22 protein-coding genes and 1 tRNA gene are annotated in these 17,779 nt (G+C 57.4%); 8 read left to right on the top strand and 15 right to left on the bottom strand.

Going from position 1 to position 17,779, the window contains the following annotated elements; genetic code table 11:
* Positions 1-136: 136 nt before the first annotated feature.
* Positions 137-325 (bottom strand): hypothetical protein, encoded by a 189-nt coding sequence (locus BMZ32_RS02385; RefSeq protein ID WP_208598674.1) that lies wholly within the window; start codon positions 323-325, stop codon positions 137-139.
* Positions 326-647: 322 nt separating this feature from the next.
* Between BMZ32_RS02385 and BMZ32_RS02380 the strand changes: the two genes are divergently transcribed.
* From BMZ32_RS02380 to cynR, 3 genes are all read left to right on the top strand, one after another.
* Entirely contained in the window at positions 648-1,490 is an 843-nt protein-coding gene (locus tag BMZ32_RS02380) for a CvfB family protein (RefSeq protein WP_090239093.1), read from the top strand.
* A gap of 150 nt (positions 1,491-1,640) precedes the next feature.
* Positions 1,641-1,716 (top strand) — tRNA-Thr (locus BMZ32_RS02375).
* Positions 1,717-1,883: 167 nt separating this feature from the next.
* Positions 1,884-2,786: a transcriptional regulator CynR gene (cynR, locus tag BMZ32_RS02370; RefSeq protein ID WP_090241505.1), complete on the top strand. Its 903-nt coding sequence runs from the start codon at positions 1,884-1,886 to the stop codon at positions 2,784-2,786.
* A gap of 122 nt (positions 2,787-2,908) precedes the next feature.
* On the opposite strand, the gene BMZ32_RS02365 is transcribed toward cynR, so the two are convergent.
* The 4 genes from BMZ32_RS02365 to BMZ32_RS02350 form a co-directional block, all read right to left on the bottom strand.
* Positions 2,909-3,568: a carbonic anhydrase gene (locus BMZ32_RS02365; RefSeq protein WP_090239090.1), complete on the bottom strand. Its 660-nt coding sequence runs from the start codon at positions 3,566-3,568 to the stop codon at positions 2,909-2,911.
* Positions 3,569-3,605: 37 nt separating this feature from the next.
* The gene (locus tag BMZ32_RS02360) at positions 3,606-3,857 is read right to left on the bottom strand and encodes a DUF2790 domain-containing protein (RefSeq protein WP_090239088.1); all 252 of its coding nucleotides are present in this window, start codon (positions 3,855-3,857) and stop codon (positions 3,606-3,608) included.
* 96 nt (positions 3,858-3,953) lie between these two features.
* A complete protein-coding gene (gene cynS / locus BMZ32_RS02355; protein ID WP_090239085.1) occupies positions 3,954-4,421 on the bottom strand; it encodes a cyanase in 468 nt (155 codons plus the stop codon).
* A 195-nt stretch (positions 4,422-4,616) separates the two neighbouring features.
* Positions 4,617-5,153, bottom strand: a complete 537-nt coding sequence (locus tag BMZ32_RS02350) for a thermonuclease family protein (protein WP_090241504.1) — start codon at positions 5,151-5,153, stop codon at positions 4,617-4,619.
* Positions 5,154-5,254: 101 nt separating this feature from the next.
* Between BMZ32_RS02350 and BMZ32_RS02345 the strand changes: the two genes are divergently transcribed.
* Entirely contained in the window at positions 5,255-5,695 is a 441-nt protein-coding gene (locus BMZ32_RS02345; RefSeq protein ID WP_244153910.1) for a hypothetical protein, read from the top strand.
* A 1-nt stretch (position 5,696) separates the two neighbouring features.
* Here the strand turns inward: BMZ32_RS02345 and BMZ32_RS02340 are convergent, their stop codons facing one another.
* From BMZ32_RS02340 to BMZ32_RS19625, 6 genes are all read right to left on the bottom strand, one after another.
* A complete protein-coding gene (locus BMZ32_RS02340) occupies positions 5,697-6,134 on the bottom strand; it encodes an ABA4-like family protein (RefSeq protein WP_090239079.1) in 438 nt (145 codons plus the stop codon).
* A 124-nt stretch (positions 6,135-6,258) separates the two neighbouring features.
* Entirely contained in the window at positions 6,259-6,924 is a 666-nt protein-coding gene (gene msrA, locus BMZ32_RS02335; protein WP_090239076.1) for a peptide-methionine (S)-S-oxide reductase MsrA, read from the bottom strand.
* Positions 6,925-6,926: 2 nt separating this feature from the next.
* Complete coding sequence (gene msrB, locus BMZ32_RS02330) at positions 6,927-7,442, bottom strand: peptide-methionine (R)-S-oxide reductase MsrB (RefSeq protein WP_090239073.1); 516 nt, start codon at positions 7,440-7,442, stop codon at positions 6,927-6,929.
* A 119-nt stretch (positions 7,443-7,561) separates the two neighbouring features.
* Positions 7,562-8,599 carry a GGDEF domain-containing protein gene (locus tag BMZ32_RS02325; RefSeq protein WP_090239068.1) on the bottom strand — a complete coding sequence of 346 codons (1,038 nt, stop codon included), beginning with the start codon at positions 8,597-8,599 and terminating at the stop codon, positions 7,562-7,564.
* A 143-nt stretch (positions 8,600-8,742) separates the two neighbouring features.
* Complete coding sequence (locus tag BMZ32_RS02320) at positions 8,743-9,162, bottom strand: GNAT family N-acetyltransferase (protein WP_090239065.1); 420 nt, start codon at positions 9,160-9,162, stop codon at positions 8,743-8,745.
* Positions 9,163-9,229: 67 nt separating this feature from the next.
* Entirely contained in the window at positions 9,230-9,361 is a 132-nt protein-coding gene (locus tag BMZ32_RS19625; protein ID WP_279626722.1) for a hypothetical protein, read from the bottom strand.
* Positions 9,362-9,636: 275 nt separating this feature from the next.
* On the opposite strand from BMZ32_RS19625, the gene BMZ32_RS02315 reads away from it, so the two are divergent.
* The 4 genes from BMZ32_RS02315 to BMZ32_RS02300 all read left to right on the top strand — a co-directional run bounded on the left by BMZ32_RS02315 (position 9,637) and on the right by BMZ32_RS02300 (position 14,406).
* Positions 9,637-10,410: a PP2C family protein-serine/threonine phosphatase gene (locus tag BMZ32_RS02315; protein ID WP_090239062.1), complete on the top strand. Its 774-nt coding sequence runs from the start codon at positions 9,637-9,639 to the stop codon at positions 10,408-10,410.
* A 21-nt stretch (positions 10,411-10,431) separates the two neighbouring features.
* Positions 10,432-11,934, top strand: coding sequence for a serine/threonine-protein kinase (locus BMZ32_RS02310; protein WP_090239058.1), 1,503 nt, complete (start codon positions 10,432-10,434; stop codon positions 11,932-11,934).
* A 156-nt stretch (positions 11,935-12,090) separates the two neighbouring features.
* Positions 12,091-12,948, top strand: a complete 858-nt coding sequence (locus BMZ32_RS02305; RefSeq protein WP_090239055.1) for an FHA domain-containing protein — start codon at positions 12,091-12,093, stop codon at positions 12,946-12,948.
* A gap of 135 nt (positions 12,949-13,083) precedes the next feature.
* Entirely contained in the window at positions 13,084-14,406 is a 1,323-nt protein-coding gene (locus BMZ32_RS02300; RefSeq protein ID WP_090239052.1) for a phospholipase C/P1 nuclease family protein, read from the top strand.
* On the opposite strand, the gene BMZ32_RS02295 is transcribed toward BMZ32_RS02300, so the two are convergent.
* The 4 genes from BMZ32_RS02295 to BMZ32_RS02280 form a co-directional block, all read right to left on the bottom strand.
* Entirely contained in the window at positions 14,381-15,268 is an 888-nt protein-coding gene (locus tag BMZ32_RS02295; RefSeq protein ID WP_208598673.1) for a hypothetical protein, read from the bottom strand. The two genes, BMZ32_RS02300 and BMZ32_RS02295, sit on opposite strands and share 26 nt — an antisense overlap.
* A gap of 346 nt (positions 15,269-15,614) precedes the next feature.
* Positions 15,615-15,941 carry a DUF2025 family protein gene (locus tag BMZ32_RS02290; protein WP_090239048.1) on the bottom strand — a complete coding sequence of 109 codons (327 nt, stop codon included), beginning with the start codon at positions 15,939-15,941 and terminating at the stop codon, positions 15,615-15,617.
* A 174-nt stretch (positions 15,942-16,115) separates the two neighbouring features.
* On the bottom strand, positions 16,116-16,736 hold the full coding sequence (locus tag BMZ32_RS02285; protein ID WP_090239045.1) for a hypothetical protein: 621 nt from the start codon (positions 16,734-16,736) through the stop codon (positions 16,116-16,118).
* Positions 16,737-16,927: 191 nt separating this feature from the next.
* Positions 16,928-17,629, bottom strand: coding sequence for a YebC/PmpR family DNA-binding transcriptional regulator (locus tag BMZ32_RS02280; protein ID WP_090239042.1), 702 nt, complete (start codon positions 17,627-17,629; stop codon positions 16,928-16,930).
* Positions 17,630-17,779: the final 150 nt, after the last annotated feature.

Genomic DNA, 17,779 nt, shown 5'->3' with positions numbered 1-17,779 from the left:
TGATTCTGAAACAAGGCTGTGCTAAGCGCCAGAGCGCGGCGCGTAAATAGGCAAAACAACTGTGTTGGCGGGGGAGCGACTACACACTGGCCAGCGCCTTGTCATTGCGAGCAAAGCGCTGCATGGCCAGAGAGCGTTACTTTTTGCCGATGGTGATCTGCTTAGTGGTGCCGTACACCTGACCGCTTACGCCTTTGGCAATTTGCTGAATTTCCCCACCGGATTTCAGGAAGGCTTCAATCTGGGTATCGATTGAGGCGCTGGTTTCCACGGCTGGAGCCGGCTTGGGTTTGCTATTGGATGCTTTTACGCGCATGACGGCCATTTAACCTACTCAAAAATTAATTTGGGCCGAACATGGTACTCGAAATACTTGACAATTGCTTGGTAAATAAAGACCGGATGTATAGATGTGCTCGTAAATTATTTCGTAGATAGTCCGGGTGATTATTAAAAAAGCCAGTAAGTAGCTGTTTTGTTGGGAGTAGATGGTTACCGCCTCCCTCGCAGATTGACTTTTTGCAGCACTGATCCACTGGTCGGATTGCCTTTGAAGCAGCTATTCAGCTTAGGCCCGCAGCCGGTAGGCCGAGAAATTCAGGGGCGAGTCGGCTAGAATGCCGGCCTAGCATTGAGGGTAGAGCATCATGGCTGTAATTGGACGAATGAATAGTTTGCAGGTCGTGAAGCACACTGACTTTGGCTTGTACTTGGATGGCGGCGCGGATGGCGAAATTTTATTGCCAAAACGCTATATCCCGAGCGATACCCCAAGTGAAGTAGAAGACTGGTTAAACGTCTTTATTTACTTGGACAGTGAAGACAAATTGATCGCCACCACTGAAACGCCAAAAGTTCAGGTGGGTGGTTTTGCCAGTTTGAAAGTTGTGGATATTAACCGAGTGGGCTTGTTCCTTAATTGGGGGTTGCCAAAAGATTTATTGCTGCCGCATTCCGAAGAAAAACGTCCGCTGCAGGTTGGTGATTACTGCGTGGTGCACGTGTTTCTCGACAAACGCAGCAAGCGTATTACCGCCACCGCCCGCCTGGATCGTTACTTGGATAACGTGCCAGCGAATTACACCGAGGGTGAGGCTGTTGACCTGCTGGTGGCAGAAGCGACTGATATGGGCTTCAAAGCCATCATCAACGGCAAGCACTGGGGCCTGATCCACAAGAATGAGTTGTTTAAGTTTCTGCGTAGCGGCATGCAGGAGAAAGGCTTTATCAAAGAAGTGCGTACCGACGGTAAAATCAGCCTGAGCCTGCAGCCGGTAGGCCAAGAAGCCGCCAGCAGCCTGGGTGAGCAGATATTGGCTAAGCTGCGCGAGCACGATGGCGTACTCAAGGTGAATGACAAAAGCTCGCCTGAAGAAATTGCTGGGCTGTTTCGGGTCAGCAAGGGCAACTTCAAGAAAGCCATTGGCGGCTTGTACAAGCAGGGTCGTATCGTGATCCTCGAAGATCGCATCGAGCTGCCCAGTAAGTGAGCATCAGCGCTATGGGTTTACAGTGCACTGCATGAGCAGTGAATCGTACGGTTTTTAACTGAGTTGCTAGGCTTGGAGTGTCAGCTTTAGTCGCGCTGCTGCTGGTGCGTTCACCACCCGTTACCGTATGGCGCAACCCAGCCGAAGCTCGCCGGTGTAGCTCAGTTGTTAGAGCAGCGCACTCGTAACGCGAAGGTCGCAGGTTCGACTCCTGTCTCCGGCACCAGTAAAAAAAGGCCCGCAGCGATGCGGGCCTTTTTTATTGCGCGGGTCCTAGAGCACTTGTCCAAATGCTGTCCAGCGAATTAGGTGGTCTAGCCTACCGGCTTATTCATAGGCATAAGGGCGATATATAATGCGATGCATATGTCTTCCCTATTGGTGGTAATTGCGATGCTGTTACGACATCTGCGCTATCTGTTGGCGGTTGCTGATAACGGCGGCTTCACGCGCGCCGCAGAGGTGCTGCACGTTTCCCAGCCGACTCTGTCGCAGCAGATTCGCCAACTAGAAGAAACCCTCGGCGTCAGCCTGTTCGACCGTACCTCTCGCACGGTCAAACCCACTGATGCGGGGCTGGCGTATATCGAGTCTGCCCGGCGGGTGCTGGTGGAGTTGGCAGCGGGCAAGCGGGCCTTGCATGACGTGAAGGATTTGTCTCGCGGCACCCTACGCCTGGGTATGACTCCGACCTTTATGGCGTACTTGGTAGGGCCGTTGGTCCGTGATTACATCGCGCTGTACCCGAATATCCATTTGCAGTTATTCGAGTTATCGATGGACGATATCGAAACGCAGTTGGCGAATGACTCGCTGGATATCGCCATTGCATTTGATCAGGTTAGAAGCGCTGACATCGAATCGATCCCCGCGTTTACTGAAACCTTGGCGCTGATGGTTGGGCGCAATCACCCACGCTACGATTGCCACGCCACGTTGACCGCTGAGCAGCTTGCGCCGTTGGAATTTGCCCTGCTGACCCCGGATTTTGTTACCCGCACCTGTATTGATGCGTTCTTCGCGAAGGTGCGGATCACGCCCAAGGTGGTGATTGAGGTCAACTCGGTTAATACCCTGCTCGAGGTTATGCGGTACAGCGCCGTGGCCACCATTTTGCCGGAGTCTATCGCCACTCAGGATCGCGGCTTGTGCAAGCTTGCCATGCTGGATGAGCCGCCTCAGCGAGGGGCTGCCTTGCTGCGGCGCAAAAATAACTACCACAGTGCGGCTTCAGAGGCCTTTATGAGCTTATTGCTGGGGAAGGCGTTGGGGCCAGGCAAGTCCCGTCACGCATGAGTAGGCTTAGGCCGTTTAGCCACCGTGGCTTTCGAGTGACTGACAAACCGCTAAACGGCTGTGCGATGGCGGCTTAGCGATATATCAGTAGGGTAAAGCACTCTTTTAGGTACAACGGCACTTTAGGCCGCAATGGCTGAGCGCGCGTGTACGGCGCAGGTCGCCGGATATTCAGCTAGTGGCTTGAAGGCGCGGTTATCGTCGTCCAGCGCGTCGATTGAACCGGTTTCAATGTCGTAGACCCAGCCGTGCAGGCTCAGTGCGCCTTTTTCCTGTGCCAGCCTTACGCTCGGGTGGGTCTGGATGTTCGCCAGCTGGGCGATGACATTTTCTCGCACCATGGAGCTGACTTTGGCGGCTTCATTGGCATGAGCGCGCGACTCGTTGATGACCTTTGCCGACTCGGCATGTTGCAACCAGCCGCTCACGGCGGGCAGGTGGTTCATGCATTTACACGTGGCCACAGCGGTCATGGCGCCACAATCGGAGTGGCCGCAAATGACAATGTCGCTAACCCCCAATACCGCGACGGCATACTCGACTGTCGCTGACACGCCACCCGGATGCGGGCTGTAGGGCGGCACAATATTGCCAGCGTTACGGATCACGAACAGTTCGCCAGGCTCTTGTTGCGTGAGCAGTTCCGGCACTACCCGGCTGTCGGAGCAGGTGATAAACAAGGTGCCAGGGTGTTGCGTGGTGGCCAAGTGTTTGAACAGGTCGGAGCGTTGCGGGAACGCTTCGCTTTGAAACTTCAGAAATCCTGCAATGAGCGCTTTCACATGATGGTCCTGTAAAAAATGACTAATGGTTGAGTGGCTATGACTCGCTGCAGCCGGTGCCATACAGGCTGTATTGCAGAACATGAAGGTCACCCCGAGAGTCGCGGTAAGTCATCTCTGCTGGTGCCGGGCCACAGGTATCGGCAGCCGAGGAAATACGGATTACTTTGGCGATGTCTAGGTGCATGCCATAGGTGTAAGCAACGGCTGGCGCTGGCGCGACCGGTTCTTCGGCGTAAGCCGGCAGAGAAACCGCCAATAACAGGCCCAAAAGTAGGATTTTGTTCATCAGAAATCCTCCATAAAAATGGCAGGTGAAGTCAGTTTCGATGGTTTGGATCGGGCCCGCAGCGTTGCGGGCCGATTCACACAGGGTGTTGCACAATCAGAACGGGCGCAGCGGCAGGAATTTGCCATCTAGCGTAATCACCGCGCGGGAGCCGCCTTTTGGGTCTTCGACTTTTTTCATGTCCAGCTTGAAGTTGATCGCGCTGATGATGCCGTCGCCGAACTGCTCATGAACCAGGGCTTTCAGCGTGGTGCCGTAGATCTGGATCATTTCGTAGAAACGGTAGATGGTCGGGTCGGTCGGGATGCCCGAAAGGCTGCCGCGCAGGGGGATGATTTGCAGGCGGGCCACCGCGTCAGCGTCCAGTTCAAGCTTTTCACCAATCACTTTGGCAGCACTTTCCGGCAGCGGGTGCTGACCCAGCAGAGCGGCTGTTACATAGGCCAGGCCAAGGTCGGTGCCGTCAGCCAGGTCCTGCCATGACAGGTTTTTGCGCGCCTTGGCATCAAGAACTTCGGTGGTCAGGGCGAGGCTTGGGTCGTTGTAAGCGTGCGACTGTTGCATGGTGTAACTCCTATCGGGGTTGCTTGGTGTGAAGCAATCATCGGCCGATAGACTCATAGCGTCCAAGACGGATATGCAATGCTTCGCATAAGCAGCGCCTATAGAATGTGGCTTGGAATGCGTATGAGGGCTGAGTACGGGAAGGCCCGGCTGCAGGTGTCTGTGCCGCGTTTAATAAGGCAATTGGCCTGGCAGTTAGTGGTCACCAAACTGCGAAAACGATGCCGGTCGACTGGGTTTGGGTTTTTGCGGCGCAGAAATTCTGCCGGCGTAGCGCCATTCCCAGGGCGCCACAATGGATTCGGCTGGAAGCCGCCAGAGGCCTTTACCCATTTTTCTGGCCAGGGTTTCGGCATCTTTCAGCCTGTGGTCTGTCAGTTGCTTGGTATAGGCCCATGCGGCGCCTTGTTCGACTAGGGTGTAATTCACATCGAGGCCACCGACGTAGGCGCGCGCCAGCGTCCTGCCGTAGCGATCCACCTCGTGCACCTGCAAGACAACATGTTTCTCTAAGACCAGTTCAATCAGGGCTTGCTTGGCCTCGGTACCGTAGGGCTGTTTTCTTTCTGGGGCGTCGATTTCTGCAAGGCGAACTCGCAGTCGTTTGTTCTCAGTGGTTAGGCAGGTGAAGGTGTCGCCTTCACTGATCGTCACCACTCTGCAGCCGAATGAATCAGCCGCCGCCAAGCCAGGCAGGCAGATGAGCAGTAATAGAATGATGCGAATAGTCATCTTATGGGCCATGCTCGGTTTGCAAATGCAGGGCCATTGATAGTAATAAAAACCCACTAAATTAAGCGGGACGGTTATCGCGAAATAGGCGAAGAGGGTGCGTGAATGCTGGCGAATGGGTTGTTTGGATCAGTACTCGGAACCGCGGGCGTGCCTCTGTTGCCAAACCATCAGGTTCATTTCGCGCCGCTGGCGCAGAGGTAGTGATGACACTGTGCAGATCCTTAGTTAGCTTGGCGGCTGTGCTGCTGGTCAGTCCCTTGTACGCCGAGCCAAAAACGCCGCAGACGCTGCGAGTCATTCCGAAAACCACTATAAGCCCCGGTGCCAGCGGCAGCATCGGCAGCTCCCAAACCATAGATAATCACAACCTTTATGGTGGGCAGCGTTTACCCGAGGGGCTGCAGCGCCATGAGCAGCGCTACGGCAGTCAATCGCTAGAAAACCGTGGCACGATCAAGCAAACGATTGAGTATCCCAATGGATACCGCGTGCAGCAGTACCCGGGCCAGCGCACAGAATATGATGAGCGTAGCCGCTAGCTCAGGCGGCCAGGGCTAAGCCCCAGCGCAGCGCTAAGAAGGCCAGCAAGCCCAGCGGCCCGAACATTAGGGTCAACACATAGCAGGGCAGCAGTGCCCAATGGCTGATACCAGCGAGCGCACCTTCGTGGCGGATATACAGCCCCACCATCAGATCGAACGCTAGGATATGTATCCAAACGGCCAGCGCGGCCGTGGGTTGGCGCATCAGCGCGAGCACTCCGCTTAGGCTAAAGAAGCCTGGTTTTCCGCTCCCCGGTTCGGGCCGCTGGCGCATGGCGATAAACAGCAGCCAGCTATAGACGATGGCTAGCAACACGACGCTGAGCCCCAGCACCCACTCATCGGTATAGGGCCAGAACGGCAGGCAGGCCAGCATCAGCCAGCCGCCCAAGGCGATCAGCGAAGTCAGCTTGAATAAGGGTTTCAACGGGGCCATGACGCACTCACAGAGACACGGAGATGCTCAACCATAGCGGATACGGCAACGGCTGCTTGATTGAATCAGCGGCTGAATACAACGGCATCAGCCGGCGCGAGTGCCAGCTGATGCGCACAGGTTATTACTTCTTACCCCAGAGTTGCTCCAGGCGTTGGTCGCGGCCGCAGCCATTGCGGTAGTAGGTGTAGCGCAGCGGATTACGCAGGTAATAGTCCTGGTGGTAGTCCTCGGCCGGATAAAAGGTGCTAGCGGCGAGGATTTCCGTGACCACTGGTGCCGGTAGACGTCCTGAATCCTGCAGTGCGCCTTTCGAGGCTTCGGCTAATTGCTGTTCTGCTGCGCTGCTGTAGAAAATTGCGCTGCGATATTGCGGGCCGCGGTCGCAGAACTGGGCATTGGCGGTGACCGGGTCGATAGTTGGCCAGAAGGCTTCCAGCAGCTGAGCGTAACTGGTTTTACTCGGATCAAAGCGTACACGCACCGCTTCAATATGCCCGCTGTTGCCGGCTGAAACCTGCTCGTAAGTGGGGTTGTCGACATGCCCGCCAATATAGCCTGAGGTGGTTTCGATCACCCCTGGCACCTTGTCGAAGTCCGACTCGGTGCACCAAAAGCAGCCGCCGGCAAAGATCGCTTCGCCAGGGTTTGCAACTGTCTGCGCATTGGCTTTTACCGGCGTAGGCGGCGCTTGCGCAGCCGTAGGTTCACAGGCGGCCAGCAGACCAGCCAGAATTAGGGTGATGCTGGTCAGCAGACGGCTGCGCCAGGCAGAAGTGATAGGTGTCATATTCAGCTCCGCAGCTCGGGTAAAGATTCGCCTTTAGGAATAAAGCGCAAGGCCACGCCGTTGTTGCACCAGCGCTCACCGCGCGGCTTTGGGCCGTCATCAAAGACGTGACCCTGATGCCCGCCGCAGCGCGCGCAGTGGTATTCGGTACGCGGGAAGAACAGCTTGAAATCGCGCTTCTGCCCCATGTGGCCGGCAATCGGCTGGGTAAAGCTGGGCCAGCCAGTGCCGCTTTCATATTTGTCCTGGCTGACGAACAGCGGCAGGTAGCAGGCTGCGCAGGCGTAAGTGCCGTCGCGCTTTTCCTGATTCAGTGGGCTGCTGCCAGGGGCTTCGGTGTCTTCCTCAAACAGTACCGCATAGGCCTCGGGCGTTAGCAGATCACGCCAAGCGCTATGTGGTTTGTCCAGCGGCGTTATGCTACTGGCGATGGCTTGCGCCAGGCTGAGCGGGGCGTGACCGAGCAGGGGCAGGGCTGGCAACAGGGCTATAGCCTTGAGCAGCGAGCGTCTTTTCATGGCAGTGCTCTCGATTAAGTGTGGCCAATAGACAAGGGCAACGCTGTGTTGTTACAGCGCTGCCGGCAGCGGACAAGTATTTTACCGCTGCAAGTTGTAAGCAAAGATAAACCGCAGGGTCAGGCGATAGGCTGGAGGTTTGTGCTGTCGGTGCCGTCATCAATCACGATGCAGTTACGGCCGGCGCTCTTGGCGCGATACAGGCGTTGATCGGCCCGTTGCAGCAAGTCTTCCCAGTGTTCATCGTGGCGCATTATGGCGCCGCCGACAGACATGGTCACGGCCTCGCTTGGCCCGCGCAAGTGTTGCCTGATCTGTTGCTGCAAGTGCAGAGCCGCCGCCAGTAGGCCGGCTCTTTCGGTATTGGGTAACAGCAGCAGGAACTCTTCGCCGCCGAAGCGGAATAGGCGATCTTCTTCGCGTGAGGCGCTTTTGATCAGCTCGACAAAGTCCACCAGTACTTGATCGCCGGCCTGATGACCATGGTTGTCGTTGACCCGTTTGAAGTGATCCAGGTCCATGGTCAATACGCCGTAGTGGTTGCCGTGGCGCCGCTTAATGGACGCAGCGATTTTTAGCTCTTCATTCATGGCGCGGCGGTTACGTGCTCCGGTCAGCGAGTCATGGATGGCTAATTGTTGTAACTCGTCGCGCTGGCTGTTGGTGCGGTAAGCAAAAACAAAACTGAGGACGCTGGCCATCATGCTGGTGACTAGAAATGAAATCATCTGGTAGTCGCTTTCGAACACCGATCCCTGCTTTAGCAGGCTGTAACCGACCAGGGCCGTAAGAACCAACGTCGTGGCCAATAAGGCCTTGCGCGGGGACACCATAAAGAAGTTAAAGAGGATCAGCGGATAGATCCAGAACAGACCATTGACGCCCAGGTTGATGGCAATCAGGGTGGCTGCAGCCGAGAAAATGCTGGCCAGGTAGATGCCAGGCTTGACTGTATCGCCTGTCCGCCAGGCGTACAGCACCGCGAATACGGTGGAGACAACAATTACGCTATCGGCGACGCCTACCAGGTAGTTACCGGTGGCTAACCGGTATACGGCGTAAGGGCTAATGCCAATCACGCCAAACATACCCATCAGGGTAATGATGGATAGCTGAAAGTTGTTACGCAGGCGCTTGAGCAACCGCGGTATACGCATAGGTATAGACCCGCTTTATATTTATTCTGCGTAAGCATGCAGAGCTTTCGCCAACTATAGCAATAGTAAGGTTGAGCAAAGTGCCAGTATCGGGCGCTGCCTGCCAAGCTGTACCCGGCTCCGCCTGCATTAAGGTTGCAAGCTTAGTGCTGCAAGGCCTGCGCCGAGGGGCGGGTAAATGCAATCAGACGTTTACTGCGCTGATAGCGAGCCAGGCGCTCAGCCAATGGTTGAGGCAGCTCGGTGCAAGGGGTAAAGCCCAGGCGCAGGTAAAAGTCGTGTAACTGCGGCTCGCAGAACAACCAGACCGGTGTAGTGCAATCGACCAGGGCCGCTTCGATCAATTGCCGCGCCACGCCCTTTCTGCGCTGCGGTGGGGCGACCAGTAAGCGGGTTAGCCAGTGGCCGCGCTCGACCTTTTGCAGGCAGAGTGCTGCGACTATTGCACTGTCTTCAGCCACCCATATTTGCTCGCCAGCCTTGGCGCGCATGGCCGAGCGTTGGCTGCGGTAGAACTTATTGGCAAGCGGGTTAAGTGGGGCTGGGAGTTTGCGGTAGAACATAGCGGATGGCGAGAGTGGTCTGCGGTGGATGCCCGAGCGCAAGCGTTGCTCGCCTCAGGCCGGTGGTTTAGGCGTTGGTGGCGTGGCTGCCGAGCAGGGTTTTTGCACCGTGCTTGTCTTTCTTATCCAAACGCTTTTCGCTGGCGGTTTTCAGCGGCTTTTTCTTCAGTTGTTTCTTTGAATCCATCCCTTTGCTCATGATCTTCACCTCTGACAATGTCGTGGTTGAATAGTCTGAAGCGTGCCATCTCCTCGCGATGAGACGAGGCCGGTGCCTTGAGTCTACGCCCATGCGGGGCGAATAGCTGAGACGTTATCCGGCCTTGCTTAGGTATGTTGGGTTCGACTGGTTAACAGTTCACTGGCAAAGTCGCCGGCCAGCGGTGACAGCCTGCGTTTGTCGTCGCATCATGGTCCCTTGAGCTGAATGCCGCGTAGCACTTGGCGGCTGTTGAACCCTATGGCGAGACGTGGATGGAACAAGCACTGATTTATGCCGGCCACAGCGTGCCTGGGCGCGTGCGTGAGCACAATGAAGATGCCCTGCTGTGTTGCCCGCAGTTGAATCTGTGGGCAATTGCCGACGGCATGGGCGGGCATCAATGCGGCGAAGTGGCCAGTGCCTTAGCGCTGCAGGCGTTACAGACGGGCTGCGCCAGTGGATTGGAATTGGTAGAAGCGGTGCAGGCGGCCAATCGCGAGATTCTCGCTGTCGCCCGTGCTGATGAGCAGCGCGGCATGGGCACGACCCTGGTCGCGGTGCGTTTCGAGGGGGCCGAGTTCAGCATTGCCTGGGTTGGCGATAGCCGCGTCTATCGCGTCAGTGCTGGGCATATCGAGCAGCTGACCCACGATCACAGCTGGGTGCAGATGATGATCGATGCCGGTCAGATGAGCCCACAAGTGGCCCGAAGCCATCCGCAGCGCAATGTCATTTTGCAGTGCCTGGGGCGAGATGAGCAGCCGCTGCAGGTTGGTGTGCAGCACGGCTCACTTGGTGAGCAAGAGTTGCTGTTGCTGTGCAGTGACGGTTTGACCGGTGAGCTTGAAGACGTGCAGATCCAGCAGCTGTGCAGCAACGCCCATACCCTTGATGAGCTGGTGACCCAGCTGTTGGCGCGGGCCAACGAAATGGGTGGCAAGGATAATATCTCCTGTATCGTGCTCGGCCGTGACGCGGCGGCGCCCAGTGTTGAAACCAAACCCCGTGGTTTGCTCAGTCGCCTGTTCACCTCCCGTAAGCCTTAACTTGCAGATGCGCTTTGACCCATGACTGAACAATTGCTTGTTATTCCCGGTTATCAAGTGCATGGCCGCCTGGGTAAAGGTGGTATGGCCGAGGTGTACCTGGCCACTCAGGAGTCGCTGCACCGAAAGGTAGCGATCAAGGTCTTGCTGAGCGCAGATGATCAGGCGTTCAGTCAGCGCTTTATCAAGGAAGGCCATATTGTCGCCTCTTTGCATCACCCCTCGATCATCACCATTTATGACATCAACCAGCTGGCTGATGGACGCCATTACTTAGCCATGGAGTTTGTCGCCGGCGGTGATCTGGCGCAGTTTAAAGGTGAAGTCTTCGAGCTGGCACGTGCCCTGCGCATCGTCCAGCAGGTAGCCAGTGGCTTGGCGGTGGTGCATGACCAGGGCCTTGTGCACCGCGACATCAAACCGGCCAACATCCTCTTTCGCAGTGACGGCACGGCAGTCATCACCGACTTTGGTGTGGCCAAGGAAGTTGAGCTCGACCATGACTTGACCCAGTTCGGCATCGCCGTCGGAAGCCCGTCCTATAGCAGCCCCGAGCAGGCGCAATGTCAGGCCCTGGATGCGCGCAGCGATATCTACAGCCTGGGGGTGATTCTGCTGGAGATGCTCACCGGCATTAATCCCTATCGCGCCGCCAACTACACCCAGACCGTGATGAATCACTTGCAGATGGCCGTGCCGCAACTGCCTGCACCGCTACAGAATTACCAGTGGCTACTCGAGCGCATGCTGGCCAAAGACCCAGATGAGCGGTTTAGCGACTGCCGGGTGCTGCTGGCCAGTCTGGACGAGTTGACCCAGGATGATCCGGACCGCACGCGCATCGCCCCAGCGCTTAGCATGGCTCGGCCGGCAAGGACAAAGCTTACACGTACTAGGCTGTGGGTCTGGCTGCTGGCAGGTTTGCTGGTTTCGGCCGGCACGGCGGCCGGCGGTTATCACCTGTATCAACAAAAGCAAATCAGCGAGCAATTAGCGCGCGCTGAACTGCAGTTGCAAGCAGGCAACCTGCTTGAACCTGCGCAAGATAACGCCGACTACCTGTTTCGCCAGGTGCTGGCGCTTGAGTCGGACAACCCTCAAGCTCTCGATGGCCTAGACCGTGTTCTGCAGGCGCGGGTCAACCAGGCCCTGCAATTGGCCGAGCAGCGCCTGGTGAATCAACAGTTGCTGCTCCCCGAAAATGACAGCGCGACCTACTACTTCCGCCAGGTGCTGGCGTTGGAGCCGGACAACCTGTTGGCCATGGCCGGGATCAACCGAGTGGCGCAGCGCTATATCGTGCAAAGCGAGGCGGCCTATAAGCGCCGCGAGTTTGCCTTGGCTCTGGCATTGGTGCAGCAGGGGCTGGAGGTGGAACCGGGCAATGAGGCGTTGTTGCAACTGCTCGATGGCCATGAGCAGCGTGTACGCCAGGCCCAAACAGCACGTCGTAAGCCCGCAGCGGCTCAGCAACCCGCGCCGGTTAATCCGGTTAAGCGGCTGTGGAACAACCTATTTGAATAAGTAACCATGCTGGTGTGTTGCTAGCCGGCTGATTGCCAGGCAGCATGCGCGCCTCGACTCGCTGGCACCTGGCGTTAATTCGGCTGGCGTCAGGTGTGGCAAGCTTTGATCCGGTTTCCAGGCGGCTGTTTAACTGACTTTGGGGTAGTGTTGTAGATGCTCAAAATTCACTTCAGTGATAATCGTCAGGCGCCAATCTGGCTGGTCGACGAGCGCTTCACCATCGGCCAGGACAGCCGCAACAGCCTCGTCCTAGTTGACCCGAGCATTGGCTCGTTTCACGCGGAAATTCGCCAAGACCATGGTTTCTATTACCTGACCGATGTCGGCAGCCCAGGCGGCTCTTTCGTCAACGATGAGCGCATCAATACGCGCTTCCAGTTGCGTGCCGAGGATCGTCTGCGTTTAGGTTCAGTGGAGTTGCTGCTGGTCGATCCAGCGCGCAGCAAGGCTAAAGTTGAGCAGGGCGCGCGCTGGTACCTGCAGGTGATTCAGGGCGAGCATGAAGGTAAGAAATTCCATATCAACGGCTCCATGACCTTTGGCCGTTCAGTGAAATGCGAGCTGTGTTTTAGCGATCAGCAATTGTCGCGTCGGCACTGCGAGTTTTACCTCAAAGACAATGTGCTGGAGGTCAAAGACCTGGCGTCGGCCAATGGCCTGCAGGTCAACCAACAAAAAGTTGCGACGGCGGTGTTGCAGCCAGGTGACCAGTTGAAGATGGGTTCGGTCAGCTTGATGGTGATCGGGCCGAAAAGCACGGTAACCCTAAGCGCGGATGAAGATGCCACGCTATTTATGCGCGCGGTGGACCTGCCCAAGCCGCTCAAGATGGCCACCTTATCCAGCTCACAGAATAGCCATGCCAACCCGCTGCGCACCGTCGCTCAGGCCAACCCGCTGCATGTGGCGGCCCCCGTCGCGAATGAGCCAAGGCGCCTGAATACGCTGCTGTTAGCCTTCGCGCTGGCGGTGATTGCGCTGGTCGTGGCAGCGGTTGTGTTTATCAACTAGTTCCAGCCAGGACTCATCGCCAAGGTTCGGCGTTAAGCTGCCCGATTAGTGAGTAGGTTGACTTGATACGACAGTGCCAGGTAGCGGCTTAGGCGTTAGGCTATGGCTCTTTGCCCTGCCTGCGTCGGAGTCGCCGTGAAGCCATTGTTGCTGTTGCTATCTGCCTGCTGCCTGGCCTGTCAGCCGTTAAGTGCACTGGCCTGGTCCAATCACTCGCTCGGCAGTCAATTGGCGTTGCAAACTCTGCCGGAGTTACAGCGCACGCTGAACTACGAGCCGTTGCAGACGTTTCTCAACGATCAGGCGCCAGCTATTGAGCAGCTGCTGGATGCGCAGGAGGCCTTTGCCCGCGTGCATTTCGCGGATTATCCGCTGCGCCCGGATGCCTTGCGCTTTAGCGCCAGCAGCGTGCCTGCGAGTGATAGGCGCAGTGCCTTTCTGCATGCGTTACGGGTTAATCCACAGATTCGCTTGGCCGGTTTTGTCCAGCAATTGCCCGGGCAGGCTGACGAGGGCCGAGCGCGCTTGGCCGCCGAGCAGGTGCTGGTTTTTCGCAAGCTAGGCCCCTGGAGCCATTGGTGTTATCTGGCCTTGCAGCCGGGCGAGGCCGTGAGTGCCGTGCAGGTACTGAGCAGTGCGGCGGATGAACCGGATTATGGCCATGACATCAACCTGTTCAGCGACAACCCTGGCGATGTCGGTAGGCAGTACAACTTTGGCGAACAGCCGTTTGGCGACGCGCGCTTCGAGTATTCCTCGCAAGCGCCTTTTCACATCGGCTATTACCACGAGCCGGAGCTGGTGTTTCAAGCCGCGCCCTACTTGCGGCGCACCCTGCCGCACTGGCGTATTTACCAGTACACCGGTCTTGCCCGTTTAGCCCTGGCCAGCGGACATGAGTATTGGGGGTATCGCTTTCTCGGTTGGGCGCTGCACTACATGCAGGACCTGACTCAGCCTTACCACGCTAAAACCGTACCGGGGGTCACTACGCCTGAGCTGATGCTGATTGCCCTCAAGGCGGCCAGCGGTTACCCCGCAGACCGTCTGGCGATCATTGCCCGTGTGGCAGACCGGCACACCGCCCTCGAGGAATATCAGCTTGAACGCATGCAGCAACTGATGGGCGAGCAGGCAGTGTCGCCGCTGTTGCAGGCCTATGCACAGAGTCCAGCGGATAGTTATGCCGCGTTCTCGACTGACTATGCGCAGCAGGTTGTAGCGGCCGAGTCCTTTGCCAGTGCCGATGGTTTGGATGAGATCATCGGCCAGTGGTTGGCACGTAAGCCGGAGGCCGCCCCGGGGTTTAGCGGCGGCAATCAGTTGACTCCGACGGAGGCTGATCCGCTACTTGAGTCGTTACTGGTGGAGCTGTTCAAGCGCTTTGGCGCACACAGTCGCAATGTCGTGCAGACCACCTTGGCTCAGCCTTCTAGCGTGCCGGTGATAGCGGAGTGAGCCACAGCTCGCGTCGCTGTAAGGGCGTGGCGCTGGGCAGTAAAGGGTTTTCCAGCTCGATGACCTGACGCTGGTTTAGTTGCGCGCGTTGCAGATCGGCCGCGAAATGCTGTTGGAACAGGTGCTCGAATGAGCCATCTGCAATTGCCCTTTCTAGGCCTAGGCGTACAGTTTCCGCCAGCTCCGGGCGTTGGCGTGAGAAGAAGAAATACATCGCGGCGGGGTAATGCAGCAGCACATGCGTGTCAGCAACCAGCTGCTTGCTGCGTGGATGCTCCAACTCACCCCAGATTTCGATCAGCGAGCGCGGAAAGTAATCGAAGCGTTGCGCCTGGAGCATGCGAAACAGGCTGCCGTAATTGGCTGAAATGGTTACTGGCAAGCCATTGCTGCGCAGAATGTCAGTGTCTGGCCAGTCATGCCCCTGGCCAGCGGAGAACGGGCGCAGGTCGTCGAGGGTGCGTACATTCTTGAGCAGTGCCTCGCGGCTGCTGGGTAGTAGGGCGATGCGCCAGCCGTATAGGCCCTTATCCAGCGGGATACGAACTGGCAGCAGGCGTTGTTCGCGCTCATGGCTGGTCACGCTCCAGACCACGTCGAGGCGTTCGTTACGCTCCAGGTTAACCAGTGCGCGTTCCTGCTCCATGCTGTAATACGAGGGCTCCAGACGCAGAGGGCTGTCGGCTTTTTCCAGTGCCAGCTGTAGAAGCGCCAGCTCATAGACGGAGCGGAATTCATCGCCATCGGTACGTCGGGGGTAGTGAATAACGCCGCCTTCATCGGCATATAGCGGAGGCAATAAACTGAGCAGCAGCAGGCCTAGCAGCCAGCGCCAGCCTGCCAATAAAGGGATGCGGAGCATTTTTATTCGAGTCCTTTCAGCCTGGAGGTCGGGTGACCCACCGACCTTTGCGACGCACAGTATGCCAGTCTGTTGCGCGCTCGCGAGGCTTCAGTTGAACGCCTAAGTGGCTGCGAATATCTGCCATAAACGCATCTCTGTTCTAGCTCGCGGCTTATTCGCCATGCTCAAAGGCTACGCCTTTGCTCGCCGGTTAGTCGCGCAGGTGGCGTCGTGTAGCCGCTTGAGTAGATTCGCAGGGGAATACAATCAGTCCGGCAATTAATTTGTTGAGGGCGTCGCGGTGAGGGTGTGAGTGAGTAGCCTGACGCTTATTTGGCGGCGGCGTTAAAACCCAGGTGGACGCTTAGGCGTTGAGGCGATGCCGCACGGCGCTGATTTCCGCCAGGTCCGAACGGCGCACATAAACCCGTAATGGTTCGCTGATATTAAGGCGGTCATCAATGTTCTGCTGCAGCAACAGTTGCAGGCGCGTGCGGTCTAGGTTCATCAGCTCACCGTCAACGGCGCACCAGACAAATTCGCAGGTGGGGATGATGCTGTTTTCGAGTACATCGAGGCCGAAGGAGTCTTCCGAAAATCGCACAATATAGCGCTTGGTCTTGGCATTGAAGCCGACAAAGCCCTGCAATTGGTCGGCCGCCGCGCAGATGCTGGCAGAGGTGATACTCATGGAGACCTCGTCGATAACAGTTTGAGGGCGAACCCGCGGAAAGTCATCGGCATAGGCTAAAGCGCTGTGGGCAGAGCATCTTGCTCAGGGTCAATAGATGGGTTTAAAGCAGCGAGGCTGTCGGTCAGTGCTTACTTGGTCGCGGCGAGCCATTGCAGCTCGCCGGGTACTGATTCAGTCTTTGCGTGGGCTGGAGAATGCACTGATCTTGCCGAACGGCGAGCTGTGCATGTCCACCTTGACCGCCATCAATGGCGAGTTGTTGACCCACACGTCGTCGATCACGATGGTCTGGCCGAGGTCATCGTTATCGGCGGCCACGAGCAGGTAGTAAGTACCATCTTCTGTGGCTTCACCGTCCCAGCGCAGGCTGATCTGCCCGACTACTGCTGAGGCATGCGAGGGTTTATCGGCAATGACTGCGCCGTAGGCATCCAGCAGCAGTGCGCGCGGCTTGAGGGCGAACTTGCTCACGCCAAGGCATGGCTTGTTGCACAGCGAGTGCACGTTGAGGGTGTAGCGTTCACCCTTTTTCAGCTGCAGGGAAAATATCCGGTAGTTGGAGATCGAGCTGCCGAAGTCCATGCGCGGTTCGGCGGCGCTTATCGGCCACTGCGGGGCCAGTAGGCCAGCGTCCAGCGGCAGGGGGATAGCTTTGCTGTTATGGATGGCTTCTAGGGTGCTTTTGGCCATTGGGCTGGTGCCCGCTACGACGTCTTGCTGGTAGACAGTCTGCGGGTTGCTGGCGCAGGCGCCGAGCAATAGGCACGCAGCCAGAGTGAGAAACTTGTGCACGGTAAAACTCCTGTGTGACAACGTCCTTGTGTACACGCCGAGCGCTGGCTGCGCGGCGGCCGGCGATTCTACTCGCTTTGTGCGGCTGCCGGGGTGGTGAATTTGCCGGTTTTACAAACTGCGCACACTAATAGATGCAGTTCGTTGGCCCGCCAGGCGTCCTGCCCGACGAGCTTGAGCTAACCCGTTCGTTAGCCGGAAAGCCCAACATAGACGTTTTGCACGTCATCGTGTGCGTCGAGGGCTTCAAGGAAGGTTTCGACTTCCTCCAGCTGTTCGGCCGTTAGGCTGGACACTGGGTTTTTCGGGATATAACCGATCTTCGCTGCGTTGACGCTGAAACCTTGTTCTGGCAGCGCGCGGCAGACGGCGTCGAGGTCGGTTGGTTCGGTGATAAACAGCGTGGCGCCTTCTTCCGCCGGTTCGAAGTCCTGTGCGCCCGCTTCAATCGCGGCCAGCTCGGCATCGGCGTCGCCTTCTGGCGAGGCTTCGATCATGCCGACGTGGTCGAAATCCCAAGTCACCGAGCCGGACGCACCCATCTGGCCCTTGCGGAAAAGCACCCGGACTTCAGCCACAGTGCGGTTGATGTTGTCGGTCAGGCATTCGATGATCACCGGCACCTGATGCGGCGCAAAACCTTCATAGGTGGCCGAGTGAAAGGTCACGGTGTCGCCCAGCAGGCCGGCGCCTTTCTTGATCGCTCGGTCGAGAGTTTCCTTGGGCATCGAGGCTTTTTTCGACTGGTGAATCACCAAACGCAGCTTGGGGTTGAGGTCTGGATCGGCGCCGTTACGCGCGGCGATCATAATTTCCTTGACCAGCCGGCCGAAGATCTTGCCTCTGGCGTTGGCGGCGGCTTCTCTAGGTTTGGCTTTCCATTGTGCGCCCATGGGTGCTCTCTCGGTCTGTGCGGTCGGATGAGTCGTGTGTCTGCGCAGGCGGCCAGACGAATTGTTTGGCCGCCCGCCGGCAGGCCGACTCAGGTCAGCTGCGGATTTTAGTCGGTCTGCGGGGCGCTGGCACCCCCTCAATGCAGTAGG

It is taken from the genome of Pseudomonas guineae, from assembly GCF_900113745.1.
In the GTDB taxonomy this organism is placed as follows: Bacteria; Pseudomonadota; Gammaproteobacteria; order Pseudomonadales; family Pseudomonadaceae; genus Aquipseudomonas; species Aquipseudomonas guineae.
The sequence above is the reverse complement of the archived record's forward strand: the minus strand, read 5'-3'. Positions and strand labels throughout refer to the sequence as shown.

Bases quoted from the DNA above. Each gene is read 5' to 3' on its own strand.
- BMZ32_RS02385 (WP_208598674.1), bottom strand. From the start codon at position 325: ATGGCCGTCATGCGCGTAAAAGCATCCAATAGCAAACCCAAGCCGGCT.
- BMZ32_RS02380 (WP_090239093.1), top strand. From the start codon at position 648: ATGGCTGTAATTGGACGAATGAATAGTTTGCAGGTCGTGAAGCACACT.
- cynR (WP_090241505.1), top strand. From the start codon at position 1,884: ATGCTGTTACGACATCTGCGCTATCTGTTGGCGGTTGCTGATAACGGC.
- BMZ32_RS02360 (WP_090239088.1), bottom strand. From the start codon at position 3,857: ATGAACAAAATCCTACTTTTGGGCCTGTTATTGGCGGTTTCTCTGCCG.
- cynS (WP_090239085.1), bottom strand. From the start codon at position 4,421: ATGCAACAGTCGCACGCTTACAACGACCCAAGCCTCGCCCTGACCACC.
- BMZ32_RS02350 (WP_090241504.1), bottom strand. From the start codon at position 5,153: ATGACTATTCGCATCATTCTATTACTGCTCATCTGCCTGCCTGGCTTG.
- BMZ32_RS02340 (WP_090239079.1), bottom strand. From the start codon at position 6,134: ATGGCCCCGTTGAAACCCTTATTCAAGCTGACTTCGCTGATCGCCTTG.
- msrA (WP_090239076.1), bottom strand. From the start codon at position 6,924: ATGACACCTATCACTTCTGCCTGGCGCAGCCGTCTGCTGACCAGCATC.
- msrB (WP_090239073.1), bottom strand. From the start codon at position 7,442: ATGAAAAGACGCTCGCTGCTCAAGGCTATAGCCCTGTTGCCAGCCCTG.
- BMZ32_RS02325 (WP_090239068.1), bottom strand. From the start codon at position 8,599: ATGCGTATACCGCGGTTGCTCAAGCGCCTGCGTAACAACTTTCAGCTA.
- BMZ32_RS02320 (WP_090239065.1), bottom strand. From the start codon at position 9,162: ATGTTCTACCGCAAACTCCCAGCCCCACTTAACCCGCTTGCCAATAAG.
- BMZ32_RS19625 (WP_279626722.1), bottom strand. From the start codon at position 9,361: ATGAGCAAAGGGATGGATTCAAAGAAACAACTGAAGAAAAAGCCGCTG.
- BMZ32_RS02315 (WP_090239062.1), top strand. From the start codon at position 9,637: ATGGAACAAGCACTGATTTATGCCGGCCACAGCGTGCCTGGGCGCGTG.
- BMZ32_RS02310 (WP_090239058.1), top strand. From the start codon at position 10,432: ATGACTGAACAATTGCTTGTTATTCCCGGTTATCAAGTGCATGGCCGC.
- BMZ32_RS02305 (WP_090239055.1), top strand. From the start codon at position 12,091: ATGCTCAAAATTCACTTCAGTGATAATCGTCAGGCGCCAATCTGGCTG.
- BMZ32_RS02295 (WP_208598673.1), bottom strand. From the start codon at position 15,268: ATGCTCCGCATCCCTTTATTGGCAGGCTGGCGCTGGCTGCTAGGCCTG.
- BMZ32_RS02290 (WP_090239048.1), bottom strand. From the start codon at position 15,941: ATGAGTATCACCTCTGCCAGCATCTGCGCGGCGGCCGACCAATTGCAG.
- BMZ32_RS02280 (WP_090239042.1), bottom strand. From the start codon at position 17,629: ATGGGCGCACAATGGAAAGCCAAACCTAGAGAAGCCGCCGCCAACGCC.